Here is a 15750-nt window from a genome sequence, read left to right on the forward strand (position 1 = left end):
GGGCTGATACCGATACCGCTCAGCAGCCGGCGACGAAGCGGTCGACGTCCTCGGCCTTGGTCGCAAAGCTGGTTACGAGGCGATAGAGGCCCTCGTTCTTAGCAAGCTTGCCCTCGAGGTCGTGCGGCACTGGCCAGTCGTAGAAGACGGCGCCATCCTGCCTGAGCTTCGCCGCCACATCCTTGCTGATGATGGCGAAGACCTCGTTGGCATCGGCCGCCCAGGCAAGCCGGCTCGTCTTTGCGGCGGCGATGCCCTCGGCCAGGCGTGTGGCCATGGCGTTGGCGTGACGGGCGAGGTTCAGCCAGAGATCGCCGGCGAAATAGGCGTCGAACTGCGCGGAGACGAAACGCGACTTGGAGAAAAGCTGGGCGGAGCGCTTGCGCAGGAAGTGCATCTCGTGGGCCCTGGAGAGGTCGAACAGCACCAGCGCCTCGGCGCACCAGCAGCCGTTCTTGGTGCCGCCGAAGGAGACGAGGTCGACGCCGCGCTTCCAGGTCATTTCGGCGGGCGTTACGTCGAGGCTGACCAGCGCGTTGGCGAAGCGCGCACCATCCATGTGCAGCGGCAGCTTGTGTCCCTTGGCGACGGCCGCGATCGCTTCGATTTCGGCGAGCGCATAGACCGTGCCGCTTTCCGTCGCCTGCGTCAGCGATACCGCACTGGGCTGGCCGCCATGGACGTTATCGAGCGGGAAGCGCCGGATCTCGGCTTCAAGGCGGGAGGCCTCCATCTTGCCCCGCGGTCCGTCGACGGGTTTCAGTCGGGCGCCATGCGAAAAGAATTCGGGCGCGCCGCATTCGTCGGCGATGACATGGGCCTCGCGATGGCAGAAGGCGACGCCGCCGGCGCGGTTGGCTGTTGCCAGTGCCAGCGAATTGGCGGCTGTTCCGGTGCCGACGAAGAAGACGGCGACGTCCCTTTCGAAGATGTCCGCGAACTTCTTCTCCACCTTCCGGTCAAGCTCGCTGGTGCCATAGGCCGACGCGTAGCCGCCGGCATGGGCCATCAGGCTTTCGGCAATCGCGGGATGGGCGCCAGCCCAGTTATCAGACGAAAAAATCATCACTTCTCACCCTGTTTCACCGTCAATTCGACGGCTTTTGCCGACCTTAGCCGAGTTTATAGCCGGATCAATCACGGTCAGCGGCCGAAAGGCCAACAGGAGACCAGTTTGAAACCAAAATGAAGAAAACGACGATATGCCGTAATTTAATTATAAAAGCCGGAAATTTCCGGCAATGTTCGGCAAAATCTTCTCCATTATTTGCTGATATGCCTCTTGCAGAGGGGGGTGGTTTCTGGCATAGAGCACATGAAATAGGACAGGTTTGCTGTCCTATTTCGGTCTAGGGACCGGAACAATCGCCGTGAGTGCCTAAAAAAGTGGCATCCGGCGTGCGAAGCGGGAGGATTGGCCGGATTTCATCCGGTTGTTATCGCCTGCCGTCAGGATGGTCGCAGACATCAGTGCCTGATGATGCCGTGCTTATTTGCGACCTGATCAGGATCATGAGACGATGAGTGCCCCGGCTTTTCGGCGTGTCTTTGCACGCAACGAAGAGTCATGCGCGGGCGGTGCCATGCCCGGCGGTGCCGGGTTCAACAGGAGGGAAAACGATGACGGATCATTCGCCATCACAGCAATCTGGGCTCAACCTCGCACACAGCGTTGCGACGGCTGAAAAAACGCCCGCATTCCCGACTGGCCTGCCGCGAAAACAGGGGCTCTACGATCCGCGCAACGAACATGACGCCTGCGGTGTCGGCTTCGTCGCCCATATGAAGGGTCAGAAGTCGCACCAGATCGTGCGCGATGGTCTCTTCATGCTCGAAAACCTGACGCACCGTGGTGCCGTCGGCGCCGACCCGCTGATGGGAGATGGCGCGGGCATCCTCGTGCAGATTCCCGACCGTTTCTTCCGCGAGGAGATGGCCAAGCAGGGCATCACCCTGCCGAAGGCGGGCGAATATGCCGTCGGCCACATTTTCATGCCGCAGGACGATGCGCTCGTCGAACACTTCAAGCAGGTGATCAAGGACGTCGTCACCGAAGAGGGCCAGGTGCTCATCGGCTACCGCGACGTGCCCGTCGACAACGCGTCGCTGTCGAAGGCGCCGGAAATCGCCGCGACCGAGCCGCGCCATGTCCAGATCTTCATCGGTGCCGGCCGTGACGCCGCTACGAACCCGGAGTTCGAGCGCCGTCTCTTCACGCTGCGCAAGGTGATCTCCAACCGCATCTATGACGAATACAAGGGCGAGGAGAGCAACTTCTACCCCGTGTCGCTGTCGTCCTCGACGATCGTCTACAAGGGCATGTTCCTCGCTTACCAGGTCGGCGCCTATTACAAGGATCTGTCCGACCCGCGCTTCGAAAGTGCGGTGGCGCTCGTTCACCAGCGCTTCTCGACCAACACCTTCCCATCGTGGAAGCTCGCGCATCCCTACCGCATGGTCGCCCACAACGGCGAAATCAACACGCTGCGCGGCAACGTCAACTGGATGGCGGCGCGCCAGGCGTCGGTTTCCTCGCCGCTCTTCGGCGACGACATCTCCAAGCTCTGGCCGATCTCCTACGAAGGCCAGTCGGACACCGCCTGCTTCGACAACGCACTCGAGTTCCTGGTGCAGGGCGGCTATTCGCTGTCGCACGCCGTCATGATGCTGATCCCCGAGGCGTGGGCCGGCAACCAGTTGATGTCGCCTGAGCGAAAGGCGTTCTACGAATACCACGCAGCGCTGATGGAGCCGTGGGACGGTCCGGCAGCGGTCGCCTTTACCGACGGTCGTCAGGTCGGTGCGACGCTCGACCGCAACGGTCTGCGTCCGGCCCGCTACATCGTAACCTCGGACGATCGCGTCATCCTCGCGTCCGAAGCCGGCGTGCTGCCGGTCGACGAAGACAAAATCGTCAAGAAATGGCGCCTGCAGCCGGGCAAGATGCTCCTGATCGACATGGAGCAGGGCCGCATCATCTCCGACGAGGAGGTGAAGTCCTCGCTCGCGCAAAAGCACCCCTACAGCAAGTGGCTCGAAGACACCCAGCTGATCCTCGAAGAGCTGAAGCCGGTGGAGCCGCGTGCGCTCCGTCGCGACGTTTCCCTGATCGATCGTCAGCAGGCCTTCGGCTACACGCTCGAAGACACCAAGATCCTGATGTCGCCGATGGCGACGACCGGCCAGGAAGCGATCGGCTCGATGGGCACCGACACGCCGATCTCGGCGATGTCGGACAAGCGCAAGCTGCTTTACACCTATTTCAAGCAGAACTTTGCGCAGGTCACCAACCCGCCGATCGACCCGATCCGCGAAGAGCTGGTGATGAGCCTCGTCTCTTTCATCGGCCCGCGTCCAAACATCCTCGACCACGAGGGCATGGCGCATGCCAAGCGGCTCGAGGTGCGCCAGCCGATCCTGACCAACGGCGATCTCGAAAAGATCCGCTCGATCGGTCACACCGAGGATCGTTTCGACACCAAGACGCTCGACTTTACCTATGACATTTCGCGCGGTGCCGAAGGCATGCCCGAAATGCTCGACCGGCTCTGCGAGCGCGCCGAAGCGGCGGTAAAGGGCGGCTACAACATCATCGTGCTCTCCGACCGTCAGGTCGGACCGGACCGCGTGGCTATCCCGGCGCTGCTCGCGACCGCGGCCGTGCACCACCACCTGATCCGCAAGGGTCTGCGCACGTCGGTCGGCATCGTGCTTGAATCCGGCGAACCGCGGGAAGTGCATCAGTTCTGCCTGCTCGCCGGCTACGGCGCCGAGGCGATCAACCCCTATCTCGCCTTCGATACGCTCACCGACATGCACAAGCGTGGCGAGTTCCCCAAGGAAGTCGACGGCAGCGAAGTGGTCTACCGCTACATCAAGGCCGTCGGTAAGGGCATCCTCAAGGTCATGTCCAAGATGGGCATCTCGACCTACCAGTCCTATTGTGGCGCGCAGATCTTCGACGCCGTCGGCCTGTCGTCGAAGCTTGTCGACCAGTTCTTCTTCGGCACGGCGACGACGATCGAAGGCATCGGCCTCGAAGAGATCGCCGCCGAAACCGTCGCCCGCCACAAGGCGGCCTTCGGCGCCGACCCGGTTCTCGCCAACTCGCTCGATATCGGTGGCGAATATGCCTTCCGCATGCGCGGCGAAAGCCATGCCTGGACGCCCGACGCAATCGCCTCGCTGCAGCACGCAGTTCGTGGCAACGCAGAGGACCGCTACCGCGAGTTCGCCGAGATGGTGAACAACTCGGCGCTGCGCATGAACACCATCCGTGGCCTGTTCACGATCAAGAGCGCCGAGGCCCTTGGCCGCAAACCGATCTCGGTCGACGAGGTCGAACCGGCCGTCGATATCGTCAAGCGCTTCTCGACCGGGGCCATGTCCTTCGGCTCGATCAGCCGCGAGGCACATACGACGCTGGCGATTGCCATGAACCGGATCGGCGGCAAGTCGAACACCGGCGAAGGGGGCGAGGAAAGCGACCGCTACCTGCCGCTGCCCGATGGTTCGATGAACCCGGAACGTTCGGCGATCAAGCAGATCGCGTCCGGCCGCTTCGGCGTGACCACCGAGTATCTGGTCAATGCCGACATGCTGCAGATCAAGGTGGCGCAAGGGGCCAAGCCTGGTGAAGGCGGGCAGCTGCCCGGCCACAAGGTCGATGCGACGGTTGCCAAGACCAGGCATTCGACCCCGGGCGTCGGCCTGATTTCGCCGCCGCCGCACCATGACATCTACTCGATCGAAGACCTGGCGCAGCTGATCTACGATCTGAAGAACGTCAATCCGGAAGCCGACGTTTCGGTCAAACTCGTCTCGGAAGTCGGCGTCGGCACGGTTGCCGCCGGCGTTGCCAAGGCGCGTGCCGACCATATCACTGTCGCCGGCTTCGACGGCGGTACCGGCGCTTCGCCACTCACCTCGCTGAAGCACGCCGGCAGCCCCTGGGAAATCGGTCTGGCCGAGACCCAGCAGACGCTGGTGCTGAACGGCCTGCGTTCGCGCGTCGCCCTTCAGGTCGATGGTGGTCTGAAGACCGGCCGCGACGTCATCATCGGCGCGCTGCTCGGTGCCGACGAATTCGGCTTCGCCACCGCACCGCTGATCGCTGCCGGCTGCATCATGATGCGCAAGTGCCACCTCAACACCTGTCCCGTCGGCGTTGCGACCCAGGATCCGGTGCTGCGCAAGCGCTTCAAGGGCACGGCCGAGCACGTCATCAACTACTTCTTCTTCGTGGCCGAAGAAGTGCGCGAGATCCTGGCGTCGCTCGGCGTCAGGAAGCTCAACGACATCGTCGGCGCTTCGGAACTGCTCGAAAAGGACGGTGCGCTCGCGCACTGGAAGGCCAACGGCCTCGACTTCTCGAAGATCTTCCACAAGGTGGAAGCCAAGAAGGAAGAGACCTACTGGACCACGCGCCAGCAGCACCCGATCGACGATGTTCTCGATCGCAAGCTGATCAAGGAAGCGGCGGTCGCGCTCGAAACCAAGGCTCCGGTCAAGATCGAAGCCGAGATCAAGAACGTCGACCGTTCGGCCGGCGCGATGCTTGCCGGTGCTCTTGCCAAGCGCTGGGGCCACAAGGGCCTGAAGGACGACACCATCCACGTGACCCTCAAGGGCACGGCTGGCCAGTCCTTCGGCGCGTTCCTCGCACGCGGCATCACCTTCGATCTCGTGGGTGACGGTAACGACTATGTCGGCAAGGGTCTTTCGGGCGGTCGCATCATCGTCCGGCCGCCGGAAAATGCGACGATCGTTCCGCAAGAATCGATCATCGTCGGCAACACCGTGCTTTACGGCGCGATCTCGGGCGAGTGCTACTTCAACGGCGTTGCCGGCGAACGTTTCGCCGTGCGCAACTCCGGCGCGGTCGCGGTCGTCGAGGGCGTGGGTGACCACGGCTGCGAATACATGACCGGCGGCGTCGTCGTCGTGCTCGGCGGAACGGGGCGCAACTTTGCGGCCGGCATGTCGGGCGGTGTCGCCTATGTGCTCGACGAGGAAGGCGATTTCGCCCGTCGCTGCAACATGGCGATGGTCGAGCTGCAACCGGTTCCGGAAGAGGACGACATGCTGGAGAAGCTGCACCACCACGGCGGCGACATCATGCACAAGGGCATGGTCGACGTGTCGGGCGACATGACGCGCCACGACGAGGAGCGGCTTTATCAGCTCATCTCCAACCACCTTCACCACACGGGTTCGCCCCGGGCGAAGGAGATCCTCGATCACTGGACGGATTACCGGCCGAAATTCCGCAAGGTCATGCCGGTCGAGTACCGCCGTGCGCTCGAGGATATGGAACGCATGAAAATGGCAGAGGCGGCCGAATAGGAGGCCCCGGTGACCAAGGCTCCCGGTTCATCACAGATCGGTTCGGGGGCCCCTCACGCGCGCTCGCAAAAAGCGCCTGTTCAGACGCACAGCTTTCAGGATGAAACGATGGGTAAGGTAACTGGATTTCTCGAGATCGACCGGCAAGTGGCAAAGTACCAGCCGGCGTCCGACCGCATCCGCCATTTTCGCGAATTCACCATTCCGATGTCAGAACCGGAAGTGCAGAAGCAGGCAGCTCGCTGCATGGACTGTGGCATCCCCTATTGCCACGGCCCGACCGGCTGCCCGGTGCACAACCAGATCCCGGACTGGAACGATCTCGTCTACAACGGCAACTGGGACGAGGCGATCCGCAACCTGCATTCGACCAACAACTTCCCGGAATTCACCGGCCGCGTCTGCCCGGCACCGTGCGAGGAAGCCTGCACGCTGAACCTCGAAGACACCCCGGTGGCGATCAAGACCGTCGAACAGGCGATCGCCGACAAGGCCTATGAAATGGGCTATATCGTGCCGCAGCCGGCCGTCACCAAGACCGGCAAGAAGGTCGCGATCATCGGCTCGGGACCTGCCGGCATGGCCGCGGCCCAGCAGCTTGCCCGCGCCGGCCACGAGGTGCACGTCTACGAGCGAGAAACCAAGCCCGGCGGCCTGCTTCGCTACGGCATCCCGGACTTCAAGATGGAGAAGAACTTCATCGATCGCCGCGTCGACCAGATGCGCGGCGAAGGCGTCACTTTCCACTGCGGCATCAATGTCGGCGTCGACGTTCCGATGCAGCGCCTGCTCGACGAGCATGACGCCGTGCTCTACTGCGGCGGCTCCGAGACCCCGCGCGACGCGGGCATCCCCGGCGTCCAGTTCGCCGGCGTGCATGACGCGATGCCCTATCTCGTCCAGCAGAACCGCCGCGTCGGCCGCGAGAACATCGACAGCGTCGGCTGGCCGTCGCAGCCGATCCTTGCCGGCGGCAAGCATATCGTCGTCGTCGGCGGTGGTGATACCGCGTCCGACTGTGTCGGCACCGCTTTCCGCCAGGGCGCCGTCAAGGTGACCCAGCTCGACATCCGTCCGCAGCCGCCGGAAAAGGAAGACAAGCTCGCCGTCTGGCCGTTTTGGGCGACGAAGATGCGCACCTCTTCGAGCCAGGCCGAAGGCGCCATCCGCGAGTTCCAGGTGGCGACCCTTGAGTTCATCGGCGACGAGGACGGCAACCTGACCGGCGTGAAGTGCTGCCAGGTGGATGATCGCCGCAAGCCGGTCGCCGGCACGGAGTTCATCATCAAGGCGGATCTTGCCTTCATCGCCATCGGTTTCAGTGGTCCCTTCACCAACAGCGTGATCAAGGACCTCGGCGACAAGCTGACGCTCAACACCGACCGCCGCGGCTCGACCAACGTCGTCGCCAACGAGCGCGACTACAAGACCTCGGTCGACAAGCTCTGGACGGCCGGCGACGTGCGCCGCGGCCAGTCGCTCGTCGTCTGGGCGATCCGCGAAGGCCGCCAGGCGGCACGTGCGATCGACGAGGCGCTGATGGGTTCGACCACGCTGCCGCGCTAAGGCATTACTCCCAAGCATGAAAACAGCCCCGCAGCGATGCGGGGCTTTTTTCATGGTGTGCCAGAAGGCCGAATGGGGATCGTCGGCCTAGTTGCGGATCACCGGGTTGCTGATGACCGTGTTTGGCTTCGAGAGGCGGAAGTCATCGACGCGGCCGGCCGGAGCGGCGGCGACGTCACCCTTGCCAACCAGCAGGTCGCGTGGGCTCTTGCCGTTGCCCTTGTCCGGTGCGGCGCTGCCGAGCAGGGACGCGGCGCCATCCAGCGCCGGATCGGTCAGCCCGATCGGCTGGGTCTTGACGATATCCTCGTTGCCGAGCGGTGCGGTCACCACCAGGTCCTTGAGCTCGTCGGCGCCCGGCACGTTCTTGTCGGTGGCGGCGGCATCGCCGAGCAGCCGCCGGATGTCCTTCTCGACGTAGAAGGCAAGCTTGCGCTTGCCGGCCTTGGTGAGGTTGACGCCGTCGGCGCCGCGCAGGCGCACCTGCTGGCCGTTGATATCGGAGCCGGTCAGAACGAACTTGCCGCCCTCATCGACGAAGCCGTCCCAGATGTCGACGAACTGTCCGCCGACCTTCTCGATCTCCTCGCGATAGATGCCGTTGAAGGTGACCATGTCAGCGGTCATCGCGGCCGACTGGAACGGCGGCATGCCGACCCAGAGAACCGGCAGCTTTTCCTTGCGCGCAAGGGCTGCCAGCGCGTTGACACGCTTGCGATATTCTTCCGTCCAGAGGTCGGAGCGGAACTTCTCCTTGGTGCTGCCGATCTGCATCTGCTGACGATCGTTGGCGCCGAGGCTGATGATGATCACCGACGGCTTCACGTCGCCGACATAGCCCGGCAGCGTGCCCGGCCAATTGAAATAGTCTTCGCGCACGAGACCGGACGAACCGTTCGCCCGCGTCTCGATGGTGATGCCGGGCGTCATCTCGAAGGCGGTCTTCAGGCCATCGCCGAGGCTGCCGGCCATGAAGTCGCCGACGACGAGCACCTTCTTGGCATCCGGCGCCTTCTCCACCACTATCGGCGCCGGGGCAGGGGTGTCGGCAACCTTTGGCTTCTGCTTCTGCTGCCCCTGGCCCTTCTGCCGCTGCTGCGGCTGGCGCTGGCGCTTCGGGCGCGGCTGTTCGGGATAATAGTCGCGATCCTGGTAGGTCGGCCGTTCGCGGGTCAAGCCGCCGAAGAGCATCTGAAACAAGGTGCGGCGTTGAACGCGCTCCTGCGCCTCGGCAAAGCTCGCAAAAAGGCTGACGGTGAGCATCGCCACAAGGGCAATGCAGATCGTCGCAATCCCGAACGGCGTACGGCTGTCGTGCCTGCGGCGCCTGCTGATCATCTGCTTTCTGCCCCGTTCATCGCGTATTCGGGCGGCCTTGCCGCGCCAAAGTTTCAGCGCGCCGCACGGGGGTGCAGCGCGCTTGCCCTATTGTATCTCACGGATACTCAGATCGTGAAACCGTTTCGAACCTGCTAGTTGCGGAGCGCCCGCAGCAGCATCTGCGTCGGCTCACCATCCGGCGCCAGTCCGTTCTTCGACTGGAATGCCTGGATCGCGGCCTTGGAGCCGGAGCCGAAGTTGCCGTCGACTTCGCCACTGTAGTAGCCAAGCTCCTTCAGCCGGTTCTGCAGCTCGAACTTCTCGCTGATGTCAAGCGAACCGTCCGGACGCGGCCAGCGCTGCTGCATGCCCTGGTAGCCGGCGATCTGGTCGGCAAGCAGGCCGACGCCGAGCGCGTAGCTGTCCGAAGCGTTGTAGCGCTTGATGACGAAGAAGTTCTTGGTCATCAGGAAGCCGGGGCCGTTGCCTCCGCTCGGCAGCTTGAGCTCGGCGCGCGTGCTGCCGTTGCGGAAGCCCTTGCCGTTCGGCCGGGCAAAACCGAGCGACGCCCATTCCTTGAGCGTCTTCGTCTGGCCCGAATACTTCGCGGCGTTGGCCGGCGGGGCGACTTCGTAGCCCCAGGTCTCGCCCGGCTGCCAGCCATTTTTCTTCAGAAGGTTGGCGGCGGTCGCCAGCGCGTCTGGCACCGAGTTCCAGATGTCGCGGTGACCGTTTCCGTCCGCGTCGACCGCATAGAGCAGGTAGCTCGTGGGGATGAATTGGGTGTGGCCCATGGCGCCCGCCCAGGAGCCGGTCAGCTCACGTGGGGTGATATCGCCCTTCTGCAGGATTTTCAGCGCGGCGATCAGCTGCTTCTTGGCATAGTTCGACCGCTTCGGATCCGCATAGGCAAGGGTTGCGAGCGCGCGCGGGACGTAGTGCAGGCGGTCGTCCTTCTCCAGCACGGCGCCGTAGTTGGACTCCATCGACCAGATGGCCAGAAGAATGGTCTTGTCGACGCCGAAGTGTTTCTCCAGCGCGTTCAGCGTGCGGGCGTGCTTGGTCGCCATCTCCTGGCCGACGCGCTTGGTGTAGGGGTTCACGCGGGAATCGATATATTCCCAGATCTTGTGCTTGAACTCCGGCTGGTAGTTGGCCTTGTCGATCACCGTCTGGTCGGGCGACTTTACGCCGGCAAAGGCCTGGCGATAGGTTGCCTTGGTGATGCCGGCCTGGGCGGCGGTCGCGTAAAACTCGTTGATCCAGTTCTGGAACCCGGTATCGGCGCGCGCGGGGGAGGTGCCGAGCGTGGCGGCGGATAGGACGAGGGCGGCTGCGATATGACGGAAAAACGTCCTGCGGTTTCTGATCATCAGCTGTCGGTTCCGTTTCTCTGCGGAGCTTCGGCCGTCATGGCCCGAATCACTCCGCAAGGTGGCAGTCTGGGGCCAGCCTGGACGGTGGGGGCAGTCGTCGGCGGCTCCTGTTTCGGATCCGGCCGCGCTTGTTGCATTGCCGGATTGCAACGAATCTACAGAAACGTGGTCAACAAACCCTTTACCATGAAAATGTGGTGGCGTCTTCGGCCACAGAAAATGTCAAGCCTTGGTCGTGGAGTTCGCATATGCATTTGTTTCGTCGGTTCATGCTGTGTTCAGCTGACGGCATAGAGATTGCGGCTCCATTACGGAGCGCTGTATGGTTCGGGACGGATTGACGTCCAGGACCATTCGGCAAGAGTTATGAGTGAAATCCTTTCAAGGAGGTATCGATGACCGACAAGCGTAAAGTCCGCAAAGCCGTGTTCCCGGTCGCAGGACTGGGCACCCGTTTCCTGCCGGCGACCAAGGCCGTGCCGAAGGAAATGCTGACGGTGGTGGACAAGCCGGTCATTCAATATGTGGTCGACGAAGCGCTGGAAGCCGGTATCGAGCACCTGATCTTCGTGACCGGCCGCAGCAAGGCTGTCATCGAGGACTATTTCGACATTCAGGTCGAGCTCGACCAGACGCTGCGCGAGCGCAACAAGAAGGCCGAGATCGCGCTGCTCGACGGCATCCTGCCGAAGGCTGGCACCACCAGCTTCACCCGCCAGCAGGCGCCGCTCGGCCTTGGCCACGCGGTCTGGTGCGCCCGTGAACTCGTCGGCAACGAGCCCTTCGCGCTGCTCCTGCCCGACATGATCATGAAGGGTGAGAAGGGCTGCCTGAAGGGCATGGTGGAGCTCTATGAGCAGAGCGGCGGCAACGTCATCGCGGTTGAGGAATGCGCGCCGGACCAGGCGCACAAATACGGCATCGTCGGCGTCGGCGACAAGGTCGGCGAAGGTTTCAAGATCACCAAGATGGTCGAGAAGCCAGCACCGGGCACTGCCCCCTCCAACTTCTTCATCAACGGCCGCTACATCCTGCAGCCGGAGATCTTCCCGATTCTCGAAAAGCAGGAGCGCGGCGCCGGCAACGAGATCCAGCTGACCGACGGCATGCTCAAGCTTTCCGACAACCAGCAGTTCGCCGCTTACCACTTCCGTGGCGATACCTACGACTGTGGCGCCAAGGACGGCTTCATCCTGGCCAACGTCGCCTTCGCGCTCGAGCGTGGCGATATCCGTCCGACCGTCGAAGGCCCGCTGAAGAGCCTGCTCGGCAGCCTGAAGTAATCGGCTTTCTCTTCTCGAAGGCAAGAAAGGCCGCGTCCATCGGGCGCGGCCTTTTTTTATCTGGATAATGGGATTGCCTTAGCGGCGCAGCGTCAACCCGACGCCGACGCGGGTGATGTCGGTGGTGTCGCCCTGATCGCGGGTGGTGCGCTCGTAGCTGACGTCGCCCGTCAGCGCCAGGTAGCGGTTGATGTCGTAGGTGAGGCCGGCGCCCGTGCGCCAGGTGGTCTCGTCCGACGAGCGGGCGTTCGAGGGGTAGTTGCGCAGCGTCAGGCTGTTCGTCAGCCGCGCGACCAGATCCGAGCGCATCTGGTGGGTGATGATGTTGGTGAGGTTGTAGTCGATCGAACCAGCGTCGCCGGGCGTCGTCGACGGGTTGAGGTCGGTCGACACGGCGAAGAGCACGTCGGTGCCGCGTTGCGGCGACCAGTTGAGGCGGCCATCGACCGACAGGCCGCGGAGTTCGCCAAGCCGGTCATCCTCGAAATTGTAGGTTTCGTAGCCGAGGCCGAGCTCGCCATAGAGTTTCTCGCCGAGGTCGAGCTCGATACCGCCGCGTGCAGCATAGGTCTGATAGGAGCGTTCGAAACCGAGCGGATCTTCGCGCAGATCGTAGAGTGACTTGCCGACGGAGGCTTCGAGGAACGGGATCAATGCCGGCGACAGTTCGTAGCCGACGCGGGCCGTGAGCACACCGGTGTTGCGGTTTCGATACTTGACCGAAAGGTTCGTGCCGTTTTCGAGTTCGACATCACCATAGGTGCGTCGGTCGAAATCGATGCCGACCGAGCCGCGGATCAGACCGAAATCACGCTCAACGGCCGCGCCGAGGCGGTAGGTGTTGACCGCGGACTGGTTTTTGGCGTTGGAGATCGCGTTCGGGTCGTCGGCGTCCTCGCGCTCGAAACTGTAGCCGGCGCGCAGACGGGCGATCGTTTCGTCCCAGAGATCGAGCCGCAGTTCCGCATCGACATTGGCGCGGGGCTCTTCCTCGCCCTCGCCGGAGATGTTGTTCTGCAACACGCCTTCGCCGGTGACGGTCAGCTGATGCCGCGACCAGTCCGAGGTCAAGGTGCCGCGGATTCCGGTTTCGAGATAGCCGCGGTTGGTCTTGGTGTCGCCGTCCTTGCGCCATTCGTGGTTGATGGTCTCGCTGACGCTGGGGCGCAGCGTGAAGGTGCCGATTCGGATGCCCGGGGCGCGATCGTATTCGGGGTTGTCGGTCCGCAACCGCAGACCGTCGATCGTCGGCTCGCGCTGGTTCAGGCGAAGGTAATCCTCGTTAGAGGCCGGGGTCAGGTCGTCAGCGCTGACGGCGCCGGTGGTCTGCGGATCGGTGATTGCGGGCGTCGCGGCCGGAACGGCTGAAGGCGCTGTGCCCGCGCCATAGGTGGTCGTCGTCGGAGCGGTGGCGGGTGCGGTCGCGGCGGTCTGGGCGTTCAAGGATGCGGGGGCAAGCATCGCCGTGCCGGCCAGCAGCAGCGCCAGCGACGTCGAACGCCGCGCGCCTCCTTTGATCGAGCGAGATGAGCCTGGCACCATATGCCGTTTGTCCACGAGCCTGATTGCAATCCTTTCGCAACCGTAAAGCGACGTGGTTAATCAATCGTTTCCAAACGGAAAAAACGTCGTGGCATCAGCCGCTTGCGGTTACGCTTTCGACGGTCAGGTTGCGGCCGTGGGTGGAAACGACGCGCACCCTTGTACCGGCCGGCAGGTCCGGTCCCTCAACGACCCAGAACGTGTCGTCGAGCCGGATGCGCCCTCGGCCTTCGGCGATCGGTTTTTCCAGGACCGCGGTGCGGCCGACGAGGCTTTCGGCGCGCTGGTTCAAAAGCGGCTCGTCGGTGGTCTCGGATGTGGAGAGAACGAAGCGGCGGCCAAGGAGAACGGCCGCCACCGAGAGCAGCGCGAACAGCACGAGCTGGACCTGCCACGTCCAGAAGCCGACCTCCCAAAGCATGAGGGAGAGGATGCCGACTGCCAAGGCGGCGACACCGATCCAGATCAGGAACACGCCGGGGGCGATGAGCTCGGCGGCGAGAAGCACGAAGCCCAGAACCCACCAGCTCCAGGGCCCGAGTTCTTGAATGGAGCGTTCGATCATCGTCTACTTCCCTTGCGCGGGATCGGTCGGGAAAGCTGGCGTGGTGCGCGGCGTCGACTGGCGCGGGCGGGTCGCTGGCGCCGTCTGGCTGTCGCCAAAGACTTCCTTGGCGATGGCGCCGATGCCACCGAGCGAACCGATCAGCGCGGAAGCTTCCATCGGCATCAGCACGATCTTCTGGTTGTTGGCGGTGCCGATCGAGGCGAGTGCTTCGGTGTACTTCTGGGCGACGAAGTAGTTGATCGCCTGCACGTCGCCGGCCGCAATGGCCTCGGAGACCATCTTGGTTGCCTTCGCCTCTGCCTCGGCCAGGCGCTCGCGCGCTTCGGCGTCACGAAACGCCGCTTCGCGCTGGCCCTCGGCCTGCAGGATCGCCGACTGCTTGGCGCCTTCGGCGCGCAGGATCTGGGCGTTTCTGGCGCCTTCGGCTTCGAGCACCTGCGCGCGTTTCTCGCGCTCGGCCTTCATCTGGCGCGCCATGGCATCGACGAGATCCTTCGGCGGGGCGATATCCTTGATCTCGATGCGGGTGATCTTGATGCCCCAGGGGCTGGCAGCTTCGTCGACGACGTGCAGCAGCCTGTCGTTGATCGTATCACGGTTGGAGAGCAGTTCGTCGAGGTCCATCGAACCCATGACCGAGCGGATGTTGGTCATCGTCAGGTTGAGGATGGCGTTTTCCAGATGCGCGACCTGGTAGGCGGCCTGCGCCGCATTCAGGATCTGATAGAAGGCGACGGCATCGGCCGAAACGCTGGCATTGTCCTTGGTGATGACTTCCTGGGTCGGAACGTCGAGCACCTGTTCCATCACGTTCATCTTGGCGCCGATGCGGTCGATGAACGGCACGATCAGATTGAGGCCCGGCTCCAGCGTTTTGGTGTAGCGACCGAAGCGCTCGATCGTATAGCGGTAGCCCTGCGGCACCGTCTTGATCCCCATGAAGAGGACCAGGATGATGAGCACCACGAAGCCAATGACGACGATATCCATTCCGCCCAAGACTTACCCCCTTAAATTGCAATCTCGACCTGTGGCTGCAGTCTAGCGTATTCCGTTTCCCTTCGGAATCGCTTTTCCGCGGATTGCGCGTAAATTCAAAATGTTAGATTGCCGCGCTCGCCGGTGGGCAAGAGCGCGGCTCCTTCATCCTGAGTTGGCGGCCAGCGCGCCGTTCAAGTGGGGTGATGGGACGATTAAAGCCAGCCGGCAAGCTCCCGGCGCACGACGTGTTCGAGCACGGCCATGCCTTCGGCGCTGTCGTTCAGGCAGGGGATGTGGGTGAACTTCTCGCCGCCATTGTGATGGAAGCTTTCGGCCGCCTGCTCGGCGATCTCTTCCAACGTTTCCAGACAGTCGGAGACGAAGCCCGGGTTGAGGACGGAAATGCGCTTGACACCGTCCTGCGCAAGTTTTTCGACCGTCTTGTCGGTATAGGGCTGCAGCCATTCCTCAGGCCCGAAGCGCGACTGGAAGGTGACCTGCAGCTTCTCCTTCGACCAGCCGAGCTTTTCGCGCAAAAGCCGCGCGGTCTTCTGGCACTGGCAGTAGTAGGGATCGCCCTTGTCGAAATAGCTCTTCGGAATGCCGTGGAAGGAGGTCAGAACCACCTCCGGCTCCCAGTCGAGCGTCGCCAGGTGACGCTCGATCGAGGTTGCCAGAGCGTCGATGTAGACGGGATCGTCGTGGTAGGGCGGAACGGTGCGCAGTGCCGGCTGCCAGCGCATCTTCAGAAGCGCCTCGAAGGCCTTGT

General features: G+C 63.1%; 10 protein-coding genes. 3 read left to right on the forward strand and 7 right to left on the reverse strand.

All coding sequences use genetic code 11. The annotated features are described in order from the left end of the window. Nucleotides 1-19: 19 nt before the first annotated feature. The gene (locus IB279_RS28715) at nucleotides 20-1066 is read right to left on the reverse strand and encodes a low specificity L-threonine aldolase (protein ID WP_112771921.1); all 1047 of its coding nucleotides are present in this window, start codon (nucleotides 1064-1066) and stop codon (nucleotides 20-22) included. 554 nt (nucleotides 1067-1620) lie between these two features. On the opposite strand from IB279_RS28715, the gene gltB reads away from it, so the two are divergent. Further along, nucleotides 1621-6345, forward strand: a complete 4725-nt coding sequence (gene gltB, locus IB279_RS28720) for a glutamate synthase large subunit (RefSeq protein WP_060581302.1) — start codon at nucleotides 1621-1623, stop codon at nucleotides 6343-6345. Nucleotides 6346-6453: 108 nt separating this feature from the next. Then, the gene (locus IB279_RS28725; RefSeq protein WP_034786787.1) at nucleotides 6454-7911 is read left to right on the forward strand and encodes a glutamate synthase subunit beta; all 1458 of its coding nucleotides are present in this window, start codon (nucleotides 6454-6456) and stop codon (nucleotides 7909-7911) included. Between the two features lie 87 nt (nucleotides 7912-7998). On the opposite strand, the gene IB279_RS28730 is transcribed toward IB279_RS28725, so the two are convergent. Continuing rightward, entirely contained in the window at nucleotides 7999-9249 is a 1251-nt protein-coding gene (locus tag IB279_RS28730; RefSeq protein ID WP_112771922.1) for a DUF459 domain-containing protein, read from the reverse strand. Between the two features lie 134 nt (nucleotides 9250-9383). Beyond that, nucleotides 9384-10604, reverse strand: coding sequence for a lytic murein transglycosylase (locus IB279_RS28735; RefSeq protein ID WP_060581304.1), 1221 nt, complete (start codon nucleotides 10602-10604; stop codon nucleotides 9384-9386). Between the two features lie 398 nt (nucleotides 10605-11002). On the opposite strand from IB279_RS28735, the gene galU reads away from it, so the two are divergent. Next, entirely contained in the window at nucleotides 11003-11890 is an 888-nt protein-coding gene (galU, locus tag IB279_RS28740) for a UTP--glucose-1-phosphate uridylyltransferase GalU (protein ID WP_034786782.1), read from the forward strand. Nucleotides 11891-11968: 78 nt separating this feature from the next. Here galU and IB279_RS28745 read toward each other — a convergent pair whose 3' ends face one another. From IB279_RS28745 to hemH, 4 genes are all read right to left on the reverse strand, one after another. After that, a complete protein-coding gene (locus IB279_RS28745; protein WP_112771923.1) occupies nucleotides 11969-13432 on the reverse strand; it encodes an outer membrane beta-barrel protein in 1464 nt (487 codons plus the stop codon). 94 nt (nucleotides 13433-13526) lie between these two features. Further along, nucleotides 13527-13997, reverse strand: coding sequence for an NfeD family protein (locus tag IB279_RS28750; protein WP_112771924.1), 471 nt, complete (start codon nucleotides 13995-13997; stop codon nucleotides 13527-13529). Nucleotides 13998-14000: 3 nt separating this feature from the next. Next, complete coding sequence (locus IB279_RS28755; RefSeq protein WP_089044972.1) at nucleotides 14001-14999, reverse strand: SPFH domain-containing protein; 999 nt, start codon at nucleotides 14997-14999, stop codon at nucleotides 14001-14003. A gap of 194 nt (nucleotides 15000-15193) precedes the next feature. Further along, nucleotides 15194-15750 (reverse strand): ferrochelatase (gene hemH, locus IB279_RS28760; RefSeq protein WP_192340104.1); only part of this gene is annotated, 557 nt, incomplete at its 5' end.

Origin of the sequence: Ensifer sp. ENS06, assembly GCF_014852205.1 — a bacterium.
Taxonomy (GTDB): domain Bacteria; phylum Pseudomonadota; class Alphaproteobacteria; order Rhizobiales; family Rhizobiaceae; genus Ensifer; species Ensifer adhaerens.

Coding starts and splice junctions, on each gene's coding strand:
- IB279_RS28745 (WP_112771923.1), bottom strand. CDS start 13,432: ATGGTGCCAGGCTCATCTCGCTCGATCAAAGGAGGCGCGCGGCGTTCG.
- gltB (WP_060581302.1), top strand. CDS start 1,621: ATGACGGATCATTCGCCATCACAGCAATCTGGGCTCAACCTCGCACAC.
- IB279_RS28715 (WP_112771921.1), bottom strand. CDS start 1,066: ATGATTTTTTCGTCTGATAACTGGGCTGGCGCCCATCCCGCGATTGCC.
- IB279_RS28725 (WP_034786787.1), top strand. CDS start 6,454: ATGGGTAAGGTAACTGGATTTCTCGAGATCGACCGGCAAGTGGCAAAG.
- IB279_RS28735 (WP_060581304.1), bottom strand. CDS start 10,604: ATGATCAGAAACCGCAGGACGTTTTTCCGTCATATCGCAGCCGCCCTC.
- IB279_RS28730 (WP_112771922.1), bottom strand. CDS start 9,249: ATGATCAGCAGGCGCCGCAGGCACGACAGCCGTACGCCGTTCGGGATT.
- IB279_RS28750 (WP_112771924.1), bottom strand. CDS start 13,997: ATGATCGAACGCTCCATTCAAGAACTCGGGCCCTGGAGCTGGTGGGTT.
- galU (WP_034786782.1), top strand. CDS start 11,003: ATGACCGACAAGCGTAAAGTCCGCAAAGCCGTGTTCCCGGTCGCAGGA.